20 protein-coding genes are annotated in these 22,333 nt (G+C 59.7%); 2 read left to right on the forward strand and 18 right to left on the reverse strand.

Annotated features, from left to right (window positions below):
• Window positions 1-22: 22 nt before the first annotated feature.
• The 13 genes from mnmA to G5253_RS02985 form a co-directional block, all read right to left on the reverse strand.
• The gene (gene mnmA, locus G5253_RS02925) at window positions 23-1,129 is read right to left on the reverse strand and encodes a tRNA 2-thiouridine(34) synthase MnmA (RefSeq protein WP_005353619.1); all 1,107 of its coding nucleotides are present in this window, start codon (window positions 1,127-1,129) and stop codon (window positions 23-25) included.
• A gap of 157 nt (window positions 1,130-1,286) precedes the next feature.
• Window positions 1,287-1,778 carry an NUDIX hydrolase gene (locus tag G5253_RS02930; RefSeq protein ID WP_421202636.1) on the reverse strand — a complete coding sequence of 164 codons (492 nt, stop codon included), beginning with the start codon at window positions 1,776-1,778 and terminating at the stop codon, window positions 1,287-1,289.
• Window positions 1,778-2,701, reverse strand: coding sequence for a 23S rRNA pseudouridine(2457) synthase RluE (gene rluE, locus G5253_RS02935; RefSeq protein ID WP_266134042.1), 924 nt, complete (start codon window positions 2,699-2,701; stop codon window positions 1,778-1,780). The genes G5253_RS02930 and rluE overlap by 1 nt, the downstream gene beginning before the upstream one ends.
• Window positions 2,702-2,805: 104 nt before the next feature.
• On the reverse strand, window positions 2,806-3,573 hold the full coding sequence (locus G5253_RS02940) for a PTS sugar transporter subunit IIA (RefSeq protein WP_266134041.1): 768 nt from the start codon (window positions 3,571-3,573) through the stop codon (window positions 2,806-2,808).
• The gene (locus G5253_RS02945; RefSeq protein WP_266134040.1) at window positions 3,573-3,878 is read right to left on the reverse strand and encodes a PTS fructose transporter subunit IIB; all 306 of its coding nucleotides are present in this window, start codon (window positions 3,876-3,878) and stop codon (window positions 3,573-3,575) included. Before G5253_RS02945 ends, G5253_RS02940 begins: the two co-directional genes overlap by 1 nt.
• 218 nt (window positions 3,879-4,096) lie before the next feature.
• Window positions 4,097-5,503, reverse strand: a complete 1,407-nt coding sequence (gene uhpT, locus G5253_RS02950) for a hexose-6-phosphate:phosphate antiporter (protein ID WP_005353611.1) — start codon at window positions 5,501-5,503, stop codon at window positions 4,097-4,099.
• A 558-nt stretch (window positions 5,504-6,061) separates the two neighbouring features.
• Window positions 6,062-7,972 carry a PTS fructose transporter subunit IIABC gene (locus tag G5253_RS02955; RefSeq protein WP_266134039.1) on the reverse strand — a complete coding sequence of 637 codons (1,911 nt, stop codon included), beginning with the start codon at window positions 7,970-7,972 and terminating at the stop codon, window positions 6,062-6,064.
• Between the two features lie 535 nt (window positions 7,973-8,507).
• A complete protein-coding gene (locus tag G5253_RS02960) occupies window positions 8,508-9,284 on the reverse strand; it encodes a phosphotransferase family protein (protein ID WP_266134038.1) in 777 nt (258 codons plus the stop codon).
• Window positions 9,285-9,295: 11 nt separating this feature from the next.
• Entirely contained in the window at window positions 9,296-9,811 is a 516-nt protein-coding gene (locus G5253_RS02965; protein ID WP_216951773.1) for an AAA family ATPase, read from the reverse strand.
• 157 nt (window positions 9,812-9,968) lie between these two features.
• A complete protein-coding gene (locus G5253_RS02970) occupies window positions 9,969-10,664 on the reverse strand; it encodes a hypothetical protein (RefSeq protein ID WP_266134037.1) in 696 nt (231 codons plus the stop codon).
• 55 nt (window positions 10,665-10,719) lie between these two features.
• A complete protein-coding gene (locus G5253_RS02975) occupies window positions 10,720-11,436 on the reverse strand; it encodes a sugar isomerase domain-containing protein (RefSeq protein WP_041208869.1) in 717 nt (238 codons plus the stop codon).
• A gap of 318 nt (window positions 11,437-11,754) precedes the next feature.
• Window positions 11,755-12,018, reverse strand: coding sequence for a hypothetical protein (locus tag G5253_RS02980; RefSeq protein WP_236289147.1), 264 nt, complete (start codon window positions 12,016-12,018; stop codon window positions 11,755-11,757).
• A 383-nt stretch (window positions 12,019-12,401) separates the two neighbouring features.
• The gene (locus tag G5253_RS02985; RefSeq protein WP_335819819.1) at window positions 12,402-13,439 is read right to left on the reverse strand and encodes a Mal regulon transcriptional regulator MalI; all 1,038 of its coding nucleotides are present in this window, start codon (window positions 13,437-13,439) and stop codon (window positions 12,402-12,404) included.
• Between the two features lie 291 nt (window positions 13,440-13,730).
• Here G5253_RS02985 and malX point away from each other — a divergent pair, with 291 nt between their 5' ends.
• Entirely contained in the window at window positions 13,731-15,302 is a 1,572-nt protein-coding gene (gene malX / locus G5253_RS02990) for a maltose/glucose-specific PTS transporter subunit IIBC (RefSeq protein WP_421202637.1), read from the forward strand.
• Between the two features lie 87 nt (window positions 15,303-15,389).
• Window positions 15,390-16,580 carry a MalY/PatB family protein gene (locus G5253_RS02995; RefSeq protein ID WP_421202638.1) on the forward strand — a complete coding sequence of 397 codons (1,191 nt, stop codon included), beginning with the start codon at window positions 15,390-15,392 and terminating at the stop codon, window positions 16,578-16,580.
• Window positions 16,581-16,633: 53 nt separating this feature from the next.
• Here G5253_RS02995 and G5253_RS03000 read toward each other — a convergent pair whose 3' ends face one another.
• From G5253_RS03000 to G5253_RS03020, 5 genes are all read right to left on the reverse strand, one after another.
• Entirely contained in the window at window positions 16,634-17,020 is a 387-nt protein-coding gene (locus G5253_RS03000) for a hypothetical protein (RefSeq protein ID WP_421202639.1), read from the reverse strand.
• The gene (locus G5253_RS03005; RefSeq protein ID WP_421202640.1) at window positions 16,933-17,241 is read right to left on the reverse strand and encodes a hypothetical protein; all 309 of its coding nucleotides are present in this window, start codon (window positions 17,239-17,241) and stop codon (window positions 16,933-16,935) included. Before G5253_RS03005 ends, G5253_RS03000 begins: the two co-directional genes overlap by 88 nt.
• A 309-nt stretch (window positions 17,242-17,550) precedes the next feature.
• Complete coding sequence (gene ruvC / locus G5253_RS03010) at window positions 17,551-18,072, reverse strand: crossover junction endodeoxyribonuclease RuvC (RefSeq protein WP_005334512.1); 522 nt, start codon at window positions 18,070-18,072, stop codon at window positions 17,551-17,553.
• Window positions 18,073-18,187: 115 nt separating this feature from the next.
• Complete coding sequence (locus G5253_RS03015; protein ID WP_421202641.1) at window positions 18,188-19,237, reverse strand: efflux RND transporter periplasmic adaptor subunit; 1,050 nt, start codon at window positions 19,235-19,237, stop codon at window positions 18,188-18,190.
• 15 nt (window positions 19,238-19,252) lie between these two features.
• The gene (locus G5253_RS03020) at window positions 19,253-22,315 is read right to left on the reverse strand and encodes an efflux RND transporter permease subunit (protein ID WP_421202642.1); all 3,063 of its coding nucleotides are present in this window, start codon (window positions 22,313-22,315) and stop codon (window positions 19,253-19,255) included.
• Window positions 22,316-22,333 lie beyond the last annotated feature (18 nt).

Raw genomic sequence — 22,333 nt, forward strand, 5'->3', positions numbered from 1 at the left:
TCTGCTGCCTTCTGTTAAGGATTCAAACCGGATGGCTGAAACGTTGTTCGATGATGCCGCCGCCCAGACACACCTCCCCGTCGTAGAAGACGGCGGATTGGCCCGGGGTGACCGCAGCCTGCTTTTCGTCGAAGATGACCCGGATGGTCTCGTCGTCGATGGGCTGGATCAGGCAGGGGATATCCTGCTGGCGGTAGCGGGTCTTGACGGTGCAGCGGCGCGGTTCGCGAATGGGAGTGCGATCCACCCAGTGCAGCTGGCTGGCAATGAGACCGTCGGAGTAGAGGCGGGGATGCTCGCCCTGCGCCACCACCAGCACGTTGCGCTCGACCTCTTTGTCGACCACATACCAGGCCTCTTCGGTGGCATCTTTGCGACCACCGATGCCGAGCCCCTTGCGCTGACCCAGGGTGTGATACATCAGACCCTGATGCTCGCCGATCACCTTGCCATCCACGGTCTCGATTTTGCCGGGCTGGGCGGGCAGGAACTTGGCCAGGAAGTCCTTGAACTTGCGCTCGCCGATAAAGCAGATGCCGGTGGAGTCTTTCTTCTTGGCGGTGATGAGATCCAGCTGCTCGGCGATGCGGCGCACCTCCGGCTTCTCCAGATCGCCAACCGGGAACAGGCTCTGACCCACTTGCTTCTCGCTCAGGGTATAGAGGAAGTAGCTCTGATCCTTGTTGGTATCGAGACCGCGCAGCAGGCGCGGGCGGCCGGTGCTGTCGTCACGGCGCACATAGTGGCCGGTAGCGATGTAGGTGGCACCCAGCTCTTCGGCGGCAAATTCGAGGAACGCCTTGAACTTGATCTCCTTGTTGCACAGGATATCCGGGTTTGGCGTGCGGCCAGCCTTGTACTCTTCGAGGAAGTGCTCGAACACATTGTCCCAGTACTCGGCCGCGAAGTTGATAGTGTGGAGTTTCATCCCCAGCTTGTCGCAGACGGCCTTGGCATCAGCCAAATCCTGGGCGGCAGAGCAGTACTCGTCCGTGTCGTCTTCTTCCCAGTTCTTCATGAACAAGCCTTCGACCTGATAGCCCTGCTGCTGGAGCAGGTAGGCCGAGACGGAAGAATCCACGCCGCCGGACATGCCGACGATCACCTTGATTTGGCTGTTGTCTGTCATTAGTCGAAGTTACCAGTTCGTTTAAACGGGGCGTATTCTACCAGAGTTTTGCGCCCCCGGTCACATATCCATGCCGCAGTTCCTATCAGGAGCCTGATAGCAGGAAATCGTTTTTCTGTTGTTGGCCTTTGTCACCGAAAAAGAGTGTCAAATGGCCTTAGATAAAGGCCTTGAGTGCCGACAGTGGCAGCCGTGTCCCCGCCAGATAATCCTGAATGCACTGCCACACCAAGGGGCTTCTCAGAGCCGGTTTGCATTCCGCAATTTCTTCCAGCGTAAGCCAGTGGCAAGCCAGCACATCGCCGTCAGGATCCTCTGGATGGTGCTGACCCGGCGCTTTTTCAAGGTCGAAGATGATGGCGGTGCGCACATAGGTGGCCTCGCTGTCGGCCGGTTTATAGAGATAGGTACCAAGCCAGGCGGTCGGCGTGGCGGTCAGCCCCGTCTCCTCTTTGAGCTCGCGGCAGGCTGCGGTGAGCAGATCTTCACCGGCCTCTACATGGCCGGCGGGCTGGTTGAAGCGGCGCTGGCCTTTTATCTCCTCCTCCACCACCAGAAAGCGGCCCTGCCACTGCACCAGCGCGGCGACCGTCAGGCGCGCCTCCATGCGGGCGTGGCTGGTGGCCGATTGTTCTACCTGATTGCTCATCATGACTCCTTGTCGCTACTATTTGGATTGCCCGCACGGGCGGGTCTGCGTGCCGTTCCTCGCCCGCTGCTGCGGGGTTTGCCGCTGGTCGGGTTTGAAGTTGAACGCTCGGTTGGGTGAATGCTGCGGGGACGCTCGTCCCGTCTCGGCTGGCTAGCCCGCCGTGGCGCCTCCCCTGCCGGTTTGGCCGGTTTGGCGGTATGAGCGCCTGAACGGGATGAGGAGGGACGCGGGCGGCTGTTGGAGAGCGGCGTCAGCTCGGGGGCGGGCAGGCTGCGGCTCTCGCCGGGTGCCAGACCATCGAGGGTCCAGTCGCCGATGGCGTAGCGAATAAGGCGCAGGGTGGGGTGGCCGATATGGGCGGTCATCCGCCGTACCTGGCGGTTGCGCCCCTCGATGATCTTGATCTCCAGCCAGCTGGTGGGGATCTCCTTGCGATCGCGAATGGGCGGATTGCGCGGCCACACCGCAGGTTCATCCATAATGCGCGCACCGGCGGGCAGGGTCATGCCGTCATTGAGCTCCACACCGGCGCGCAGGGCGGCCAGTTTCTCCTCGCTCGGGATGCCTTCCACCTGCACCCAGTAGGTCTTGGGGGTCTTTTCCCCAGGCTGGGTGAGACGCGCCTGCAGCTTGCCATCGTTGGTGAGCAGCAGCAGCCCCTCGCTGTCGCGATCGAGCCGCCCTGCGGCATAGATGCCGGGCTCTTTGATGTAATCCTTGAGGGTCTCGCGGCCCGCCTCGTCGGTGAACTGGCAGAGCACCATATAGGGCTTGTTCAGCAGGAGCAATTTGCGATCCTCTGGGGCCAGCTCCGGTTTGCGAGGGGATGCATGGCGGGGAGCGGCTGGTTTGGTAGTCGTGCGCGGGGCGTTATCGCGCGGCGCACGGCTGACAGAGAGACGGGAGCGGGGAGATTTCATCGGATACACACTTCAAACAGACGATGGCAGCGAGTGTACCACAGGGTGCTGAGGGCAGGATGAATGGCTGGCGTTACAACAAGCAGCGCCCGGAGCCAATTTGCCTAGCTCAGCAGGCTCTCGATGACGATAGCCTGACGGGCGGGGGCCGAGCCCGCCAACAGCAGGGCGTGGCTGACCACATCGTCGATCATCGCCTGCGCCAGTCGGGTAAGGGGGCGCAGGGTCTCCCGTCCGCTACCAACCGGCACCGCCAGCAGAATAATGGTCTGCACCGGTCCGATTTGAGAGCCCCACTCGATGGGCTCCTTGCAGCTAAGCAGGGCCAGCGTTGGCTGGCTGATCCCTTCGCTCAATACATGAGGCATGGCAAGGCCGGGGCGGATGATGGTGGCCGAGACCTGCTCGCGCCGCTCCACCGCGGCGGTCAGTGTGGCGCGGTCGGTGATCAGCTCGGCGGGTAGCAGATCGATCAGATGCTCGAGTGCTTCGGCCTTGGTCAGCGGTTCGGGGCTGTGGGCCAGCTGGCGCAGGGCAAACTGGTAGTCGGGCAGGGCATTTGCCAGTCGCAACTCCGCCAGTGCGGCGGTGCGCGAGCGCACCAGCGGTTGACCCAGCTCCCCGCACCAGCAGGTGAAGGCCATGTGGGCGAGCTCGGCATCGCACCCTTCAATTTGCAACTGGCAGAGATCGCCGGGCTGGGTGGCGAGGGTCAACAGGGAGAGCTGGTTGCTGGCGGCAACGGTCTGGCGCCGGGTGAGGTTGGCGCAGCGGATGGTGGATTTGAACATCCCCGCCAGCCGGTTTAACTGCTTGGCCTGGGTGATGCTCAACCCCTGCTGGCAGTAGAAGGTGATCTCGCGGGTCAGCATCAGGCCGGGATCGTCAGGGCCTTGAGTACGGCGTTGGCATCCAGCAACACAGTTTCCAGTCTCACCTGATGGATGGTGCAGCCGAGGAAGCGCTCTTTCTGCTCAATCTCGATATCGGAGGCAATCAGCACCAGGTCGGCGCTGGCAATATCGCGGGCGGTCAGCATGTTCTCCATGCCCATGGCGCCCTGAGTCTCGACCTTGATCTTGAGTCCCAGCCCAGTGGCGGCTTTTTGCAGGGCATCGGCAGCCATATAGGTATGGGCAATACCGGTCGGGCAAGCGGTGACGGCGACGATCTTCATCTGCTCTCTGTGATGCTGACAAGGGGGAGCAACAAGATAGCGCCAGCGGGGGGCTTTTACCAAAAGTCCATATGAAAAGTGGGATCTTGATGGGGATATGCCCGTCCCTTGAACGGCTGTGCAGGCTGATATGGGCCAGCCGGGAGTGAGGTTGCTCTAAACAACAAGGGCCACCCCTGTGGGTGGCCCTGAACAATCTGCGTCTGTTGTTATGGCTATCAGGCGGTCTGGGCAGCCAGCTCGGCGGCTTTCAGTTCGCGCTTGATGCGGCGGATCTTGCGCTCCTCGGCGACAGCGACACAACCCATCAGTACCAGACAGGCGGCGGCTGCGATATCCAGCGCCGCGAAGGTGCCGGTCCAGCCGGTCAGACCGAAGATGGGGGTGCCATCGGCGATCATGCCCAGACCCAGTTTGGCGAAGCTATCACCGATGAGGTAGGCAAAGGTGCCCTTGACGCCATCGGCCACGCTGATGCCCTGCTTGGGTACGAAGCCCACGGCGGCGACGCCGATCAGCAGTTGCGGACCAAACACCAGGAAGCCCAGGGTGAACAGGGAGCCCAGGAACATGAACTGGGTAGTCGCATGCTGGTAGAGACCCAGGGTCGCGATGATCAGCGCCAGCGCCACGCAAGCCACCAGACCACGACGACCGTTGGCCAGATCGGAGAGGTAACCCCACATCAGGGTGCCGACCAGTGCGCCCACTTCGAAGAAGGTAAAGCCCTGAATGGCCACGTCTTTGGAGAAGCCCAGCTCCTGGTGGGCATAGACGGTAGACCACTGGTCGATACCGATACGCACCACGTAGAGGAAGATGTTGGCAAAGCAGAGCAGCCAGATCACCTTGTTGAGCAACACGTACTTCACGAAGATCTGCCACTTGGTCAGCTGCTGCTCCTCGGTGGCGATATCTTCTTCGCTCGCCACTTCGTCAAACAGCTCTTCCACCTTGCCAAGGCCGTAGGCTTCCGGCGAATCGCTACCAAAGCGCAGGCCGATAAAGCCGACGATCAGCGCGATGATGGAGGGGAAGATAAACATGCCGAGCACGTTGCCATCAAACAGGTAGTTGGCACCGAACAGCGCCACACCGGCCGCACCGGCACCGCCCACGTTGTGGGAGAGGTTCCACATACCCAGATAGGTGCCGCGCTTGTTGCGAGGGGTCCACTTGGTGATGGTGGAGTAGCTGCACGAACCGCCACAGCTCTGGAAGAAACCGCTCAGGGCATAGAAGAAGATCATGAAGTAGAGGCTGAAACCGGTGCCGCCCATGCTGGCACTGAAGCCCAGCATGCACAGAGCTGAGAGGATCAGCATCAGCGGCAGGAACTGCTTGGTGTTCTTGCCATCGGCGTAGTAGGAGACGATGGTCTTGCCCACCCCGTAGGTGATGGAGAAGCCAAGACCGATCATGCCGAGCTCGGTCATGGAGAGACCGTACTCCTGGATCATGTCATTTTGCGCAATGTTGAAGTTCTTGCGGATCAGATACATGGTCAAATAGCCAATAAATACAACCAGATAAGATTGCATAAACGGCTTGAACCAGAGCTTGCGCCGGGCTTCGACCGGCAGGTCCAGGGTGGGGACCCGGACCTGTTGGAGCAATTTCAACATCTTCGTTCATCCTCTGCGAGATAGACGGTATTTCCGCCGCGCCCCTCATTTGTAGATAGGTTGTTCGAGGTCACGCCACGGAAGGGGGAACGGAACGTCGGGGCTGTCAGCCGTTGCTGCGCTCGACGCTCCATCCATATAAACCCGGGCCCGGCACCGGATGACGGGGCGCATTGCCCGTCGCGGTGCGGGTCACGACATCAGGTGGGGTGACTCTAATAAGAGGGGCAAAAAATGGCTTGAGAGCCATCCCTAGTGGGGATAGGAAATTTTCCTAGTTTTTGCGCTTTCGCGGACAAAGCGTGAGAAACATCACACCGCTGACGCCGGATTGCTGCCATTTCAGCCAGTTTGGCGCTCTGTGTGAGTGCTGGGCTGAGGAGGGGAGAGGCCAGAAGGGAGTAAGGGAAAGGCAAGGAGAGAGGTGAAGGGAGATATGAGGGAAGAGTGCTTATCGACCACTATTTCTCGGGGGGCGATATTGGGAAATACGGCCCACCAGCCATCCCAAAAAACAAGAGGCCACCCCGTGGGGTGGCCTCTTTTATGGTCTAGGAGTCAGGCCGCCTTGGCCAGGGTTACCTCGTCACTCTTTTTTACCCGCAGCTTTTTCAGGGCAACCGCGACCACGCCGGTGACGATGGCACCGCAGATCATGCAGAGCAGGGCCAGCAGCGGCTTGTTGACGGCACCCAGCAGGGCCACGATGGGGCCACCGTGGGCAACGCTGTTGGTGATTCCAAACAGGAAGGCCATCACAGCGGCGGTCATGCTGCCCAGCACGTTGGCCGGAATGACGGCGAGCGGGTCACGGGCGGCGAACGGAATCGCCCCTTCGGAGATACCCACCAGACCCATGGCACCGGCGGCTTTGCCTGCTTCGATCTCGGACTCGTCAAAGATGCCGAGCTTGCGACCGAGCACGGTAGCCAGCGACATGCCAAGGGGCGCAGCCGGGATGGCGCAGGCCATGGCACCCATAAACTGGGTCTGACCGGAGGCGATCATGCCGACGGAGAAGAGGAAGGCCACCTTGTTGACCGGGCCACCCATATCAAAACCAGCCATACCACCCAGCACGATACCCAGCAGCACCAGACTGCCACCGCTCATGGAGAGCAGCATGGCGTTCAGGCCAGTCATCATGTCGGCAATCGGGGCGCCGATAATGAAGATAAAGACCGCAGCGATAAAGAGCGACCCGATGATGGGGGCGATCAGGATCGGCACTAGCGGTTGCACCATCTTGTGGTACTGGCGGGTGGCAATCCAGCGCACCAGATAACCGACCAACAGGCCCGCGATGATGGCACCGATAAAGCCGGTCCCGGCATCAGCGCCGTAGAAGCTGCCGTTGTTGGCGATCCAGCCGCCGATAAAGCCCGGCGCCAGTGCCGGACGGTCACCGATGGCGTAGGCGATATAGCCCGCCAGAATGGGGATCATCAGGGTGAAGGCGGCCACGCCCACGTTGAGGATCTGGTTCCACATGCTCCCTTCCGGGATCTGCATGCCGCTCGGAGTCGGGTTGCCGCCGATGGCCAGTGACAGGGCGATAAGCAGACCACCGGTCACCACGAACGGGATCATGTGCGATACGCCGTTCATCAGGTAGCGATAGAGATCCGAGCTGCCGCCGCTGGCGCGCTTCTCGTCACCCTTCTTCTCATCCTTGTCAGCCACATAGGCGGGGGCTTTCAGCGCCTGCTCAATCAGACCCTTGCCATCCTTGATGGGGGCTTTTACGCCGGTCTTGATGAGCGGCTTGCCAGCGAAGCGGGCCATGTCCACCTGCTTGTCACAGGCGACCACGATGGCGGTGGCGCGGGCAATCTCGTCTGCGGTCGGGCTGTTCTTGACACCGATGGAGCCGTTGGTCTCCACCTTCACCTCATAACCCAGCTCCTTGGCGGCGCGCTCCAGCGACTCGGCCGCCAGATAGGTGTGGGCGATACCGGCCGGGCAGCCGGTGACACCGATAATAAAGCCTTTGCTGGTGGTCGGGGCCGCGCTCTGCTCCTCTTTCTTGGTCAGCAGCAGCGCCAGCGCATCGGCCGGGGTTTTTGCCGCCAGCAGTTTGGCGATAAAGCCCTCTTCGATCAGCTTGCCGGAGAGCTCGGCCAGCACTTCGATATGGTGGTTGGCGCCGCCATCGGGGGAGGCGATCATAAAGAAAATGTGGGACGGCTTGCCATCTTCGGCGCCGTACTCGATGCCGTTGCGGCTGATGCCGATGGCGACCGCCGGATTGCATACCGCCGCACTCTTGGCGTGGGGCAGGGCCACGCCCTCTTCAAAGCCGGTGTTACCCAGCTCTTCGCGGGCCCACAGATCCTTGATAAAGGCCTGCTCGTTGCTGACTTTGCCTTGCGACGCCAGCAGACGGGCCATTTCGGTGAAGACCTCTTCCTTACGCGTCGCTTTCAAATCGAGGTTGATCAGATGTTCATTGATCAAGGTGGTGATCATGGCGCTCTCCCCGCTTCCGGTGACGGAAGCTATGCGTGAGTACGTATCGACGTACTGGATAAAAATGACCTGTTCATTATCGTGGCTCGCTCGCCCCCTCCCTATCGGACAAATGTGCTAATCACTGGATTTTTGTGCGCAGCAAAACGCGATGTGATGAAGATCCCGTTTTCAGGCAGGACTCACCATTTTCAGGTTATTGCTAATTTTGTCTTTAAAAACAAATAAATGGATTGTGATTGGTCTCGTAATCAGGTTTGTAATGCATCATGTCAATAAATTAATCACCAGCGGGGTCTGGATTTATATGTGGTTTTAAGGCGTTATAAGATGTGACCTTTCTCACAAAAAGTCGCAGTTTCGTCGGGCGGATTAGGATTTTTATGCGCCTGATGGCGGAGGCCAATCGCATTGGCTGGGCGAGCGCAGAGGGGCGTTGTTTGGGAAGAAAGTGTGGTGGCAAGAGAGGGATGGCTGAAAAGAGATAGGTTATAACGCGAACGTCCGAATACGCTCCGCTATTCGAACCTACGGACTACACAATATGCGCCACCGACTCCAGCCAGTTGGGAACTTGTTGCCGATACCACTCCAGATATTGCTGTGCCTGCGGCTTCTCCCTTCTGGTCAGCAGATTGGTGACTTCAATAATCAGCCAGCACTTGGCCATGACGAGATGGCGCAGCAACCGGTCGCCAGAGAGCAGCGAACTGTGGCACAGATAGCGTTCAATGATGGTTTCATATTCAGCCAGCGAACCCATCCGCGGCACCAGCGGGGCCAGATCGATGGCCGGACTGCCATAACCAAATCGCTCCCAGTCAAACAACACCAGCTCACCATTGTTGCGGGTGCCCCAGTTGCCCTCATTGCTGTCTCCCGAAATCAGGCATGACTCCTCGAATAGTTCGTGACCAAGTTGCTGGATATGGCGGATCTTCTCGTTTACCGCTTCCGGCAGGCAGAGTACAGAGAGCGCCTCGTTGGTGTCGACGAGCGACCAGCCGTGAGTTTTCACCGCAAAGTCGGGCTGATAGTTGGCGTTATGCAGGCTTGCCAGCTGAGCAAAGGTCTGTTCGTTGTGGTGCAGCTGCGTGAGCGTGACCGGATGAGGGATCTGCTCAAGGAACAGGGTCTCCCCTTCGACCTTGAGCAGGGTAGGAGTGTTGAGCCCGCTCAAATGAAGTGCGGCGCGTTGGTAGAAATGGCGCTCGACAGGCGATGCGCCGCTTTTTCTGATACAGGGTTTGCCATCCAGCAGCTGGATACTTACCGAAGCGCCCCCCATTTTCGCCAGCTCCTGTTGCGTCATCCTCTACCCCGTTAGCTATGAGTGGTCAGTTGCGTGAGATAGCTATGTACCTCTGTGCGAGTCGTGAAACGGTGCTTGTCGTTTGGGAATCGATCAAACAGCTCGTGATGGAATTGGCGGGAGCTTTTGCCGGCTCGCTGCCCATATTCCGATGCCCACACCAGCAGTTGTTGAAAGCTCTCTTCGGCTGCTACGGCATCCCGTTGCCTGGCACTTTGTGATCCGCGCGATAGCAGTGAATCACGGCATACTGACCAGTCGAGATCCAGAAAAAGCAGGGTATCGGCGGCATCAAGCAGTTGCTCGGCCAGGGCACCAAATACCCCTTCGACCACCCATGATGGCTCTTGAGCAAGTGTTTGAATGGCATGATCAATCTCATGCTGGGGCCGTTTTTGGTTAAACCCGCCCGGTTGCCAGACGATGGTGTCCAGATTGACCTCGCGGATAGTTAACCCCTCAGCCAATCGAGCTGCCAACCAGCTCTTGCCCGATCCAGAGTTGCCAATAATCAGAATTCGTTTCATCTATGAGCGCTCTTTTCTGGAACAGATATCTGGAGGCTGGAAAGTAGAGGTGATAACGCGAATGTCCGAATACGCTTCGCTATTCGAACCTACGGGCTATCAGAATTTATGGTCAAATTGGGTATCACCGCACATCTGCGTTATAGATAATTTGATTTTACTCATCAGCCATTAGATGGATTTCTATTGCACCGATTAGAGTTGATTTTTTGCGTCTGTACTCGTCTATAGCATAAATTTTATTTTCTTTATCTTTGGGGGGTACAGGTGTCTCTGGTAGCTCCTTAACCAAAGCAATACATTCTTTTGCGACTAAATCTTTATCAGCTAAATCACAGATATTATCCATTAACTTTAATATTTCATTTTGCGCATCATCAATTTTATCTACAATATCAGTGGCGAGCATAGCTCCTTTTGCTCCACGTTTAATGCTTTCCAACTTATTAAAAACTTTATGAATGGAGCCAATGATTCCAGTTCTAGCCTCCACTCTGATTACATCATGATGTTTTGCCTTAGTTTGATATAAAGATTCCGATATGATGGCATCCGATAGCCATTTTGCATCAGAGTACAGAAGTTGAAGGCCCTCTCTGAAGTCTTTATAAGAACTAATACCTTGAAGTAGAAGCATTAGTGTGCCAATTACAGTCACACGAGCTTTTATTGAACCATCTTCAAACTCAACATTGATCTCAAGACCTTCAGATAAAAAGAACTCAGTACGAGTCAAGGAAAACATTCTTAAATTTTCCTTGAATGACTCTAACTGTTCATCGGTTTCCATTCCTCTCGGCTGAACATGAATATAAGCCTGACTAAGGATGTTTTTGTTTATATAATCTGCCACTATGTTATCTCAATTTTTGTTGATGCTTTAATTTAAAAAATCTATATGTAGATTTTTACATCGACTTCAATCGCCCTTGGAAATGGCGGTAAACATCATCGTTATTAAAGCCATCCACATTCTGGCTGGAGAAAATAAGCGGGGTGACTCCTTGTGCCAGTGCCAGTTTCTGCGCTTCGACAACCAGCGTATTGATCAGCACCATGCCGGAGATGGAGGAGAAGGCGCCGGTGACCCGATCATTGACTTCGCACAGGCCATCGCCCGGCGGCACGCAGTTGTCCAGTACCAGATCGGCCAGCTCCATCAGTTTCTGGCCAGAAGGGTGACGACTCGGGTTTTGCGCCGATTGCGCCACTGAGGTAATAGCGATCACCTTGTGGCCGCGCGCTCTGGCAAGCTGGGCCCACTCGATGGGCAGGGCGTTGCGACCCGAATTGGAGATGACCACCATCAGGTCCCCCGGCGCAATCGGCTGCTCCTCCCACAGGATGGCGGCAAGCCCCGGCAGCTTCTCCAGCGCCGAGCTGCGCAGAGCACCATCGGCGGTGGTGACGGTGGAGTCGAGCACGGCGTTGATATTGCCAAGGCCACCGGCACGGATAAACCCCTCCAGACCGACCATATGGGAGTGGCCGGTGCCCAGCATATGGATCATCTTGTTGTGAACGATGGCCTCGCTAAACCAGTGGGCCGCCTGCCGGATCCCGGCTTCGTTCTGGCTGACCATGGTAGCGATGCGCGCTTGCAGTTTTTCGACGTACTCAAACATAACGGCGGGATCCTTGTGGATTGCTGGAGAGGGGGTTGTAGCCCAGGTGTGGCCAAGCGGCACGCTACCGCCCCTGGACGACAGCCTCCACTCTGCTGCTGTTAACCGGCGATGTGGTGGGAGGGGATGGCGCTATGGTGGCCAGAGCGATCTCGGCAACGCCCCTCCCAATCCAGTTTGCCAAGTGAGCCATGGTAATCAAGGTGGGGGCGATGCAAAACCGGCAGCAGGTAAAAACCTGCCAAGGATCAATAAACTACTTGCTTGATGGCGGGAGTTTATTCGGTTGGTTGTGTGGCGGATGACAGACTGGAGCCATCAATACTCCAGAAACTTCTCCCCGCAGCGTTCGCAAATTAGATGTTTTACATGGGTGGCCTGATAGGCGAGGGTCTGGCCGAATACCGCATTGGTCAGGCTGCTGGAGCGAAAGGCTTGCCAGAAGGCTTTGCGCGGATCCTTGGGCATGATGTCCTGGCTGTGATCGCGGGCGACCAGCACCACGAGATGGCGGGTACGCTCGCCGCATTTGTCACAGCGGTGGATTTCAGTTGGCGGATTCTGGTCGTGCGGGTTGCTCATAAAGGGGCTCGTGAAGAGAGTGGACGCCCATCATATTCCTCTCCACTTGGCTCTCAATCTCTCCTTGCCAGCGCAGTGAGCAGGTTCACATTTTGCGCCCTCTCTTTGTTATTTGCCCGCGCGCCGCAGCCGTGTGCTTCTGGCCGATGCCCGCTTCTGCGGTTTGCTGGTGAGCGATGATGATATGGCGGGTGGGGTGAGCTCGGGCTTGTCCAGCTAGTTCAGGCTGATGCCCGTTTCTGCGGTTTGCTGGTGAGCGGTGATGATATGGCGGGTGGGGCGAGCTCGGGCGCCCAGCCAGCTCAGGCCGATGCCCGCTTCTGCGGTTTGTTGGTGAGCGGTGATGATATGGCGGGTGGGGCGAGCTCGGGCGCCCAGCCAGTTCAGGCTGATTCTCGCTTCTGCAGATTGGGGGTGATGATATGGCGGTTGGGAGCGAGCTCGGGTTGCTGCATCCGGGTCAGCAGGCGCCTTGCCGCCTGACGGCCGATTTCGCGGGCCGGTGAGCTGACAAAGGTGAGGGCGGGGGAGGTGAGTTCGGCCTCCGCCACGTCGTCAAAACCGAGCAGGGCCACCTGCTGGCCGATGTAGTTATCCTTGCCCACGGTGCGGCCGCTCGCCTCGACACCATAGATGGCGCCGAGCGCCACCTCGGGGTAGTGGCAGAGCACGGCGGTCACCTTGGGGTGCTGGTGCAGCAGCTGGGCGATGGTGTCGGCGGCGCTGCGCTGGGTGCGCTCGCACTCCAGTACCCACTCCGGTTTGAAGGGCAGGCCATATTGCAGCAGGCTGGCGCAGTAGCCGCCGATGCGCTCGGCGCGGGTGAGGGAGTCGGCCCGCCCGCCGACATAGGCGATATGGCGGTGGCCCTGCTCGATAAGGTAGGTGGTGGCCTGTTTGGCGGCGTGGGTGTTGTCGGGGCCGATAAAGTCGACGTCATCGCGATAGTAGGAGCGGGCGGCGCACACCACCGGCAGTTCGGAGTCGAGCAGGGTCTCCAGGGTTTTGGCCGCCGCGCCGCGCACAGGATTGAAAATGATGCCCGCCACCCCCTGCCGTGACAGGGAGTGGATGCTCTGCTGCAGCCGCTCCGGGCTGTGGCCGCACTGGGTCAGAAACAGCAGATAGCCCTGCAGCTCCAGCACCTCGCTCACCCCGGCGGTCACCTCGGTATAGAAGGGGTCGGTGATGTCGCGCAGGATCAGCCCCACCAGATTGGATTGCTGGCTGCGCAGGTTGGCGGCGGCGCTGTTGGGTACGTAGTCGAGCTCTTTTATCGCCTGCTGCACCCGCTCGGCGGTGGCCGGCGAGATGCGCCCCTTGCCGTTGAGCACCATGGAGACGGTGGTGACCGACACTCCCGCCCGCTGGGCGACATCGGTGATCTTGGTGGCTTTGGCAGAGAGGGATTTGGGCGACATAGGGCGAATGGACGACGGACAGTTGAAAGCGAGGCCCCAGCATACCTGCTTGGGTTGCCAAGTGAAACGTTACATCACCATCTGGCCGATCCGGCTCACAAATTTGGATCCTGCTGCCAGCTAGCCCCCTTATTCTGTGATCCTGTCGGCACTTGTAAGTTGATAAAACGTTTTATCATCCAGCAAAACCTGATGCTGACCCGCGCCTTCTGCTTCGAGATTGCTTCGAGATTGCCTCGAGCGGGGGAGGGCAGCCGCAGATATTGCTGTCTATTCACAAGGAGCCGTTTCATGGCCAAGCCTCAAGCCAAATCCACTATCTGGGAGTTCCTGCAGAGCCTCGGCAAGACCTTTATGTTGCCGGTCGCCCTGCTGGCCTTCTCGGGCATCCTGCTCGGTGTCGGCAGCTCGCTCACCAGCGATGCGGTCAAGCAGAGCATGCCCTTCCTCGACAATACCGTGCTGCAACTGCTGTTCCTCTGGATGACCAAGGTGGGGCTGGTGGCCTTTATCTACCTGCCGGTGATGTTTGCGGTGGCCATTCCGCTCGGGTTGGCGCGGGAAGAGAAGGGGGTCGCGGCCTTTGCCGGTTTCGTCGGCTATGCGGCGCTCAACCTCTCCATCAACTTCTACCTCACCGTGGCCAACGTCATCGGTGACGCGGCGGCGGAGAAGGCCTACGGGGTGAAATCGATCCTCGGCATCAGCTCCATCGACACCGGGATTCTGGGGGCCATCATCGTCGGGGTGATCGTCGCGAAGCTCCACGCCCGTTTCTACACCTACAAGATGCCCGATGCGCTCGCCTTCTTCGGCGGTGCCCGCTTCGTGCCCATCATCACCGCGCTGGTGCTGGGTGTGGTCGGCTTGGTCGTGCCGTTCGTCTGGCCCTGGTTTGCTGCCGGCATCAACGGCATCGGGGCGCTCATCTCCCACGCCGGTCCCTTCGGCCCCTTCCTGTTCGGTACCGGTGAGCGTCTGCTGCTGCCACTCGGTCTGCACCACATTCTGGTGGCGCTTATCCGCTTTACCGAAGCGGGCGGCACCCAGCTGGTATGCGGTCACGAGGTGAGCGGCGCCCTCAATATCTTCTACGCCGAGCTCTCTTGCGCCGACACTTCCGGCTTCTCGGTCTCAGCCACCTCCTTCCTCTCTCAGGGCAAGATGCCAGCCTTCCTCGGCGGTCTGCCGGGCGCGGCGCTCGCCATGTATCACTGCGCTCGCCCGGAAAATCGCGGCAAGATCAAGGCGCTGCTGGTCTCCGGCGTGGTGGCCTGCGTCATCGGTGGCATCACAGAGCCGCTGGAGTTCCTGTTCCTGTTCGTGGCACCGGTACTCTACGTCATTCACGCCATCCTGACCGGTCTGGGCTTTATGACCATGGGGCTGCTCGGCGTCACCATCGGCAACACCGACGGCAACCTCATCGATTTTCTGGTGTTCGGTGTGCTGCAAGGCACCGCTACCAAGTGGTATCTGGTGCCGGTCGCGGCGGCCATCTGGTTTGCCATCTACTACAGCGTGTTCCGCTTCGCCATCGTGCGCTTTAACCTGAAAACCCCGGGCCGTGAGATTGAAACCAGCGAGACTGCTCAGCCCGCAGGCAAGAAGGCCGGCAACAGCGGTTACAACGGTGAAATCATCCTCAACGCCCTGGGCGGCGCCGATAACATTCTGGCGCTCGATAACTGCATCACCCGCCTGCGAATGTCGGTGCAGGACATGAGCAGGGTCGATGACAACTTATTGAAAGCAAACGGTGCCATCGGGGTGATCAAGCTCGACGAGCACAACCTGCAGGTGGTGATCGGCCCGCAGGTGCATCTGGTGAAAAACCAGCTGCAGAGCCTGATGGGGGCCTGAACCGGCCAATAAGATCCGAACGGGGGGCGCAAGCCCCCCTTGTTTGCCTCTCCCAATATGTCTCCTGTTTATGGAGGGAGAAACTTCATGCACGATATTTATGACTTCGACCATGTGGTCGACCGCCACGGCACCTACTGCACTCAATGGGACTATGTAGCCGACCGTTTTGGCCATGCCGATCTGCTCCCCTTTACCATCTCCGACATGGATTTCGAGACCGCCCCCTGCATTCGCCAGACCTTGGCAACCCGCCTTGAGCACGGGGTATTTGGTTACAGCCGCTGGAATCACGACGACTTCAAGGGGGCGGTGAGCAACTGGTTTGCCCATCGCTACGGGGCGAGCCTCGGCCCCGAGACGCTGGTTTACGGCCCCTCGGTCATCTATGTGATTGCCCAGCTGGTGAGCCTCTGGTCGGCGCCGGGGGAGGGGGTGCTGGTGCATACCCCTGCCTACGACGCCTTCGGCAATATGCTGGCGGCCAACGACAGGGTGCTGCTGCCATGTCCGCTCAAAAAAGCAGAGGGGAGCTACCAGATCGACTGGGCCTGCTTCGAGCAGCAAGCAGCCCGCCCCGATTGCCGGATTTTACTGCTCTGCAGCCCCCACAACCCCACCGGCCGGGTCTGGACGCGGGATGAACTGGGCCGGATGGCCGCCATCTGCCAGCGTCATGGGGTCAAGGTCATCTCGGACGACATCCATATGGATGTAAGCTTTGCCCGCTATCTGCCGTGGAGTGAGGTGGCACCGGACGATGGCTGGGCGCTGGTTAGCTCGGGCTCGAAATCCTTCAATATTCCGGCCCTTGGCGGCGCCTACGCCTTTATCGCCAACGCCGGAGCGCGCGCCGCCTATCTGCAGCGGCTCAAGGCGGCCCATGGTCTCTCATCACCGCCCATTCTCGGGGTGCTGGCCCATATCAGCGCCTATCGGGACGGCGCTGCCTGGCTCGATGCCCTGAAAGCCTATCTGCACGGCAACCTCACCCATGTGGCGGCGCGGCTCAACTCGGCTTTCCCCGCCATCGACTATAGGGTGCCAGAGGGAACCTATCTCGCCTGGATTGACCTGCGCGGTCTTGGCATCGACTCCACCGAGCGGATGGATGCGCTGCAAACCTTGCTGGTGGAGAAATACCGGGTCGCCATCATGCGCGGCGACACCTACGGCCCGGAAGGCACAGGCTATATCCGCCTCAACGTCGGCTGCCCTCGCTCGAAGGTTGACCAGGGGCTCGACGCCCTGATCGGCGCACTGGGGGAGGTGGTTTAACACAGTGCCCCTTGCCAATGCTGGCAAGGGGCACTGAACCATAAGATACCTGTTTACATACAGCGAACGGCTTTCTGCCGTGCGATGATATAGTCTCCCAGCGAGGCGTAACCATCCACCCCCTGCGGGGCTGCGCCTGAGTTATGGCGCAGATTATCTTGGTAGGCTGTCAGCGCTTGAGCCAGGGATGAACAGGTACTTTTTTGATCCTGCAGTTCCTGATAGACAGAGGCTTTTAGTAGCTGCACATTGCTCAGCTTGTCGTAAGCGGTTGTTGTATTTAGCTGAGTGGCGGCCTGCTCCAGATATGCTGCTGCCTTGATTGTCCTGTTTTTCAGGTTGACTGTCTGATCTATAATCCCTTGTTCTTTATAGTGTTCTGCCCAAGTAGAAACAACGGAAGAAGATAGGAGTAGCAGGGCATATTCTCTATCTGCCATGGCATGGCAAACCGCGTCTTCTTTGCAAAGGTTCTGGCTTCGACGATAAGTTTTTCTGCAGCGGTTGCCCGCCCATGTTCAATCAGCACATCTGCTTGGGCCAGATTTTGCCAAGGGTCGTTGCTTATTACGACGCCAGCAGCAGAACAACCACATAGCAGAAGGGCGATAGCGGAAAGTCCGATTTTTTCCATATCTAATTCTTCCTTGGCGTGATTCATATCAGTTTGTAACTCGAGGTTGTATTGTTTGCGGCCACGACTAATTGAAAGCAAGTATCTATTGCCAAGAGTGTGATTTATAAGCCTCTTTGGCGTTGTGTCTGATGGCAGTACGGTACGGGTTTACGATGATAATCGAGTTGCTCGTCACGTCGGCGCACGTGTCGATCGATTGCAACTTTTGATGGTGCTGGCGTGTATGACCTTGCTCTCCGGATTGCTCTCTATTCCGCGCCCAAAACAAAACCGCCCCGGATATCCGGGGCGGTTTTTATTTATCGACAGAACGGTGTTGTGGCCAGCAAGGGCTCAGCGATAGCGGCCACGTACCGAGCTGCTGGCGCGGCCGGCCATCTTGATCAGGCTCTGGCGGGTGTGCAGGTGGCAGAGCGCGACGCCGAGGGCATCTGCTGCATCCGCCTGCGGGGTGGCGGAGAGTTTCAGCAGATGGGTCACCATATGCTGCACCTGCTCCTTGGCGGCACCGCCGGTGCCGACTACCGCCTGCTTGATCTGGGTGGCGGAGTATTCGCTCACCGGCAGGTAGGCATTGACTGCTGCGACGATGGCGCTGCCCCGGGCCTGCCCCAGTTTCAGGGCCGAGTCGGCGTTGCGGGCCATAAAGACCCGCTCGATGGCAAACTCGGTGGGTTTGAACTGGGTGATGATCTCGCATACCCCGTCATAGACCTGCTTGAGGCGCTCCGGCAGCTCGCCGCAATCGGTGCGGATGCAGCCAGAGCCCAAGTATTCGGCCTTGCCGCCCACGACCCGGATAACCCCGTATCCGGTGATCCGCGATCCCGGATCGATGCCCAAAATAATGCTCATGGGTGTTGATTGCTCTAAACGCGAGTGATGGCCGCCAAGATAGCAAACTGTGGCCCGTTTGGCTGTATGTCCCGGGCCAAGCGGGTAAAGATTGGCCAGCCTACGTCGGGCGTGGTTAGCCCTTGAACAGCGCTATGGTGTCGCCATCCTGCAGGCTGCCGGCACCGCGTACCACCACCCGGTCCCCCTGCTTGAGGGCGCCGCTCACCGCCACCTGCTGGCTGTCGCCAAACAGCACGGTGACCGGCACCCGATTCACCTTGAGCGCCTTGCCGCTCTGCGCCACTTGATAGACCACACTGCCATCGGTGCCGAGTACCAGAGCATCCCGGGGCAGCAGCATGCTCTGCTGATCCCCCAGTGGCAGGGCAACCCGTACCGGCGAGCCGATGATGAAGGTGCCCGCTTCCGGTTTGAGGCGCAGCTCGATGAGGCGCGACTTGGGATCGGCGCTGGCGGCTCGCTGGTAATAGACGCCGTGACCGCTCAGCTGCTCCCCCTCCACCCGCAGCCGGGCTTGCGGTGCCAGCTGCTGGGCCCAGAGAATGGGGGCCTGCAGGCGGATATCCGGCTGATCCGGGTTGACCAGCTCCAGCGCCTGCTCGCCCGCGTCCACATGCTCGCCGGGCTGGATGAAGTGGTTGTTCACCACCCCGTCGAACGGGGCATAGATGTGGCTGCGGCGCAGCTGTTCTTCAATCTGGTTCACCTGTATGGCGGCCAGCCGCTCGGCCAGCGCGGCCTGCTCCACATCGTAGCTGGCCTTGTCGTACTGGCTCTGGGAGGCGCTCTTTTGCTGGTGCAGTCGGGTGATCCGCTGGGATTCGGCGCGAGCGAAGCGCAGGTTGCTCTGCCATTTCGCCTGCTCGGCGCGAGCCTGCTCCAGCGAGAGGCGCAGCGCCGTACTGTCGAGGCGCAGCAGCTCATCCCCTTTTTTGACCCGGCTGCCAAATTCGGCGATCCACTCCACCCGGCCGCTCACTTCGGCGCTGAGCGCTGCTTGCTGGCGACTCGCCACCGTGCCGCTGACCCAGATATTGGCGGCCGCATCCCCTTGGGTCACATCCGCCAGGGTCACCATCTTGCCCTGATCGGCCAATACCGGTAGAGCACTGCCTGCAATCAGCGCAGCGCCAGCCAACATTCGGGTAATCATATGTGTCATCGATGAGCTCCTTGCTCAGGCCCGCTGGCGCAGGGGTTGTGGGATCGCCACCTGCTCTCCGAGACGCAGGAAGGCAGGCAACAGGATCAGGGTAAACAGGGTGCTGCAGCTCATGCCGCCGACAATGACGGTGGCGAGCCCGCGGTAAATTTCGCTCCCCTCGCTCGGGCTCAGCATCAGCGGCAGCATTCCGAAGATGCTGGTGAGGCTGGTCATGGCGATGGGGCGCATCCGGCTTTGCAGGGCATCGGCCACCGCCAGCTGGCGGCTCATGCCGTCCCGCTCGGCGGTGCGGGTCTGATGCACCAGCAGGATGGCGTTGTTGACCACCAGTCCCAGCAGGATGACAAAGCCGATGATGGTGAGCAGATCCATCGGCAGCGGCACCAGCAGCCCGCTCAGTTGCAGTGCCAGCACGCCGCCAACTGAGGCAAGGGGCAGGGTGAGCAGCACCAGCAGGGCATCCTTGATGGAGGCAAACACCCCCCACAGCAGCACCAGCAGGATCACCACGGCGAACAGGAAGATGGTCCCCAGATTGTCGAGCGCCTGTTGCAGGCTGTCGGCGTTGCCGGCAATGCGCAGCTCGCCACCAGCGGGCAGCAGGGGGCGGATGGCGGCAAAACTGCGGTTTTTCAGGGTGTCGAGCACCTGCTCCATGGTCATGCCCGCCGGAGGCGCTATCTGCAGGCTGATGCTGCGCCGCCCATCGGCCCGGAAGATACTGGCCGGGCCCATGTCGTGCTCTACCCGCAGCAGCTCGCCAAGGGGAACGATGCGTCCGGAGGGGGTGGCCAGCGGCACTGCCTTTAGTTCTTCCGGATTGGCGGAGCTCTGCCCCATCAGCATGATGTCGAGCCGGTCTTCGCCGTCAAAATACTCGCCAACCCGCAAGCCGTCGCCAAAGGTCTGGATGATGGTGGGCAAGGGCGTGCGATCCCAGCCCACTTCGGCGAGACGCCGATCTTGCGGCACCAGTTTGAGCTCGGGGGCGGTGAAGTCGAGGCTCGGCTCGGGCCGGATTTGTGCTCCCGGCAGGTCCTTGCTGAGGATCCCCATGCTGGCTCGGGCCGCCTGATAGAGCTCGGGCAGGTTACCCCCCTGCAGCAGCAGGGAGACGCCGTTTTCGCTGTCAAAGCCGCCAAACAGCGACCCCTGACCGCCGAACACCCGAGTGTCGGGAATACCCACCAGCAGCTGTTTCATCAACAGGCTCTCCAGCTCCTTGATGCGGGTCTCGTCCTTGGGGCGCACGCCAATCTGGGCGCCCCCCGGGTAGCGCAAGATGTAGTAGTTCTTGAGGACAGGCTCTTTCTCCCCCTTCATGTAGGGGGCGAGGCGGGCGATCAGGGTATCGATCACCTCTTCGCGCTGGGCCTTGAGGTTGACCCCGGGGGTGAAGTTCATCCAGACATCCACCGCGTCCCGTTTCACGTCCGGCAGATAGTCCATCTTGGGCAGCAGCGCCCAGGTGGCCAGTGCCGGCAGGCTCATCATCAGGGTGATGGCCGTCCAGCGCTGGCGTGAGGTCGAGGTCCAGCGGATCACATGACGAGTGGTGCGCTGCCACAGCGACTCATAGGGATCGGTCAGTGTTTCATGTCCCATCCAGCGCGCCGCCACCGCGGGCAGCACGATGACGGCGACCAGCATGGAGACCGTCACGGCACAGGCGATGGTCAGCGCCAGATCGGCAAACAGCTGACCCTCCACATCGTTGAGCAGCAGCACCGGCAAGAAGATGGCAACCGTGGTGAGGGTGGAGGCGACCAGCGCCGTCCACACCTGACGGGTACCTTCGAGCGCCGCCTCCGCCTTGCTCAAATCCCCCCGCTCGTGGCGTCGGTAGATGCTCTCCAGCACCACGATGGCGGCGTCGAGCACCATGCCGACGGCAAAGGCGATGCCCGCCAGCGAGATGATGTTGAGGGTGCGACCCATCACCTTGAGCAGGCAGAAGGTGAGCATGATGCTGATGGGGATGGCGAGGGCAATCATCAGGGTCGCCTTGAGCTGGCGCAGGAAGAGCCAGAGGATGGCGCAAGAGAGCAGCACCCCGAGCCCCAGGTTGGCAGTGACCATGCTGACGGCGCGATTGATGTAGAGGGAGGCATCGAACGACTGCTCCATGTGCAGCCCGACCGGCTCTAGCACCTCGCGGTTGAGCTCGTTCACCCGAGCCTTGATCGCCTCAAGGGAGGCCAGGGCATTGGCGCCGCTCTCCTTGAAGATCTGGGCGGCGATGGCGGTATTGCCGTTCTGGATCCGCAGCACCGGGTTCTCTTCCCTGGCCACCCTTACTTCCGCCACATCCCGCAGATAGATGGGCAGGCCATCGCGCCAGTCCACCACCTTGTCCCCCAGCGTCTCGACATCGTAACGACCGGCGAAGCGCAGCTTGTACTCCCAGCGACCGATGTCGAGGGTACCGGCCGACACGTCCCAGCCGGTGGTGGCCCGGCTGGCCAGCACCGGGATCTCCACCCCCAGCTCTGCGGCGCGGTAGGGGTCGAAGCGGATCTGGATCTGGCGCTCGTTGATCCCCTCGACTGCGACAGTCGAGACCCCTTCGATGCGCTCCAGCTCGGGTTTGACCCTCGCCTCGATCAACGCCTGATGATCATCGATCACCCCCTTGGCGCCGGGCAGCTGCTGGATGAAGAAGAAGGTGAGGGTATCGTTGCTGCTGTAGTTGTTGACGTAGGGGCCGCCAATCTTGTCCGGCAGTCCCGAGACCCGGTTCAGTCGCGAAATCACGTCGAGTTGGGCCCGCTGCATGTCGGTGCCGAGGGCAAACTCCATATCGATTTCGGTAAAGCCGGGATAACTCTCGCTGGTGAGGCTCTTGAGCCCTTGCACCCCCTGCATCTCCTGTTCGATGGGGTCGGTGATCTCCGACTCCATCTCCTGGGGCGAGGCTGAACGCCAGCTCACCGAGATGTTGAGGTGTGGACGGTCGATGTCGGGGAACAGCTGGATCGGCAGTCCCCGGATGCTGAGCAGGCCCAGCAGGAAAATCAGCACGATCGAGACCGCCACCCAGATGGGGCGTTCGATCGCCGTTTTGGCGAGGTTCATTCACTCTTCCTGAGTTGT

It is taken from the genome of Aeromonas sp. 602658 (assembly GCF_049173005.1).
In the GTDB taxonomy this organism is placed as follows: domain Bacteria; phylum Pseudomonadota; class Gammaproteobacteria; order Enterobacterales; family Aeromonadaceae; genus Aeromonas; species Aeromonas veronii_A.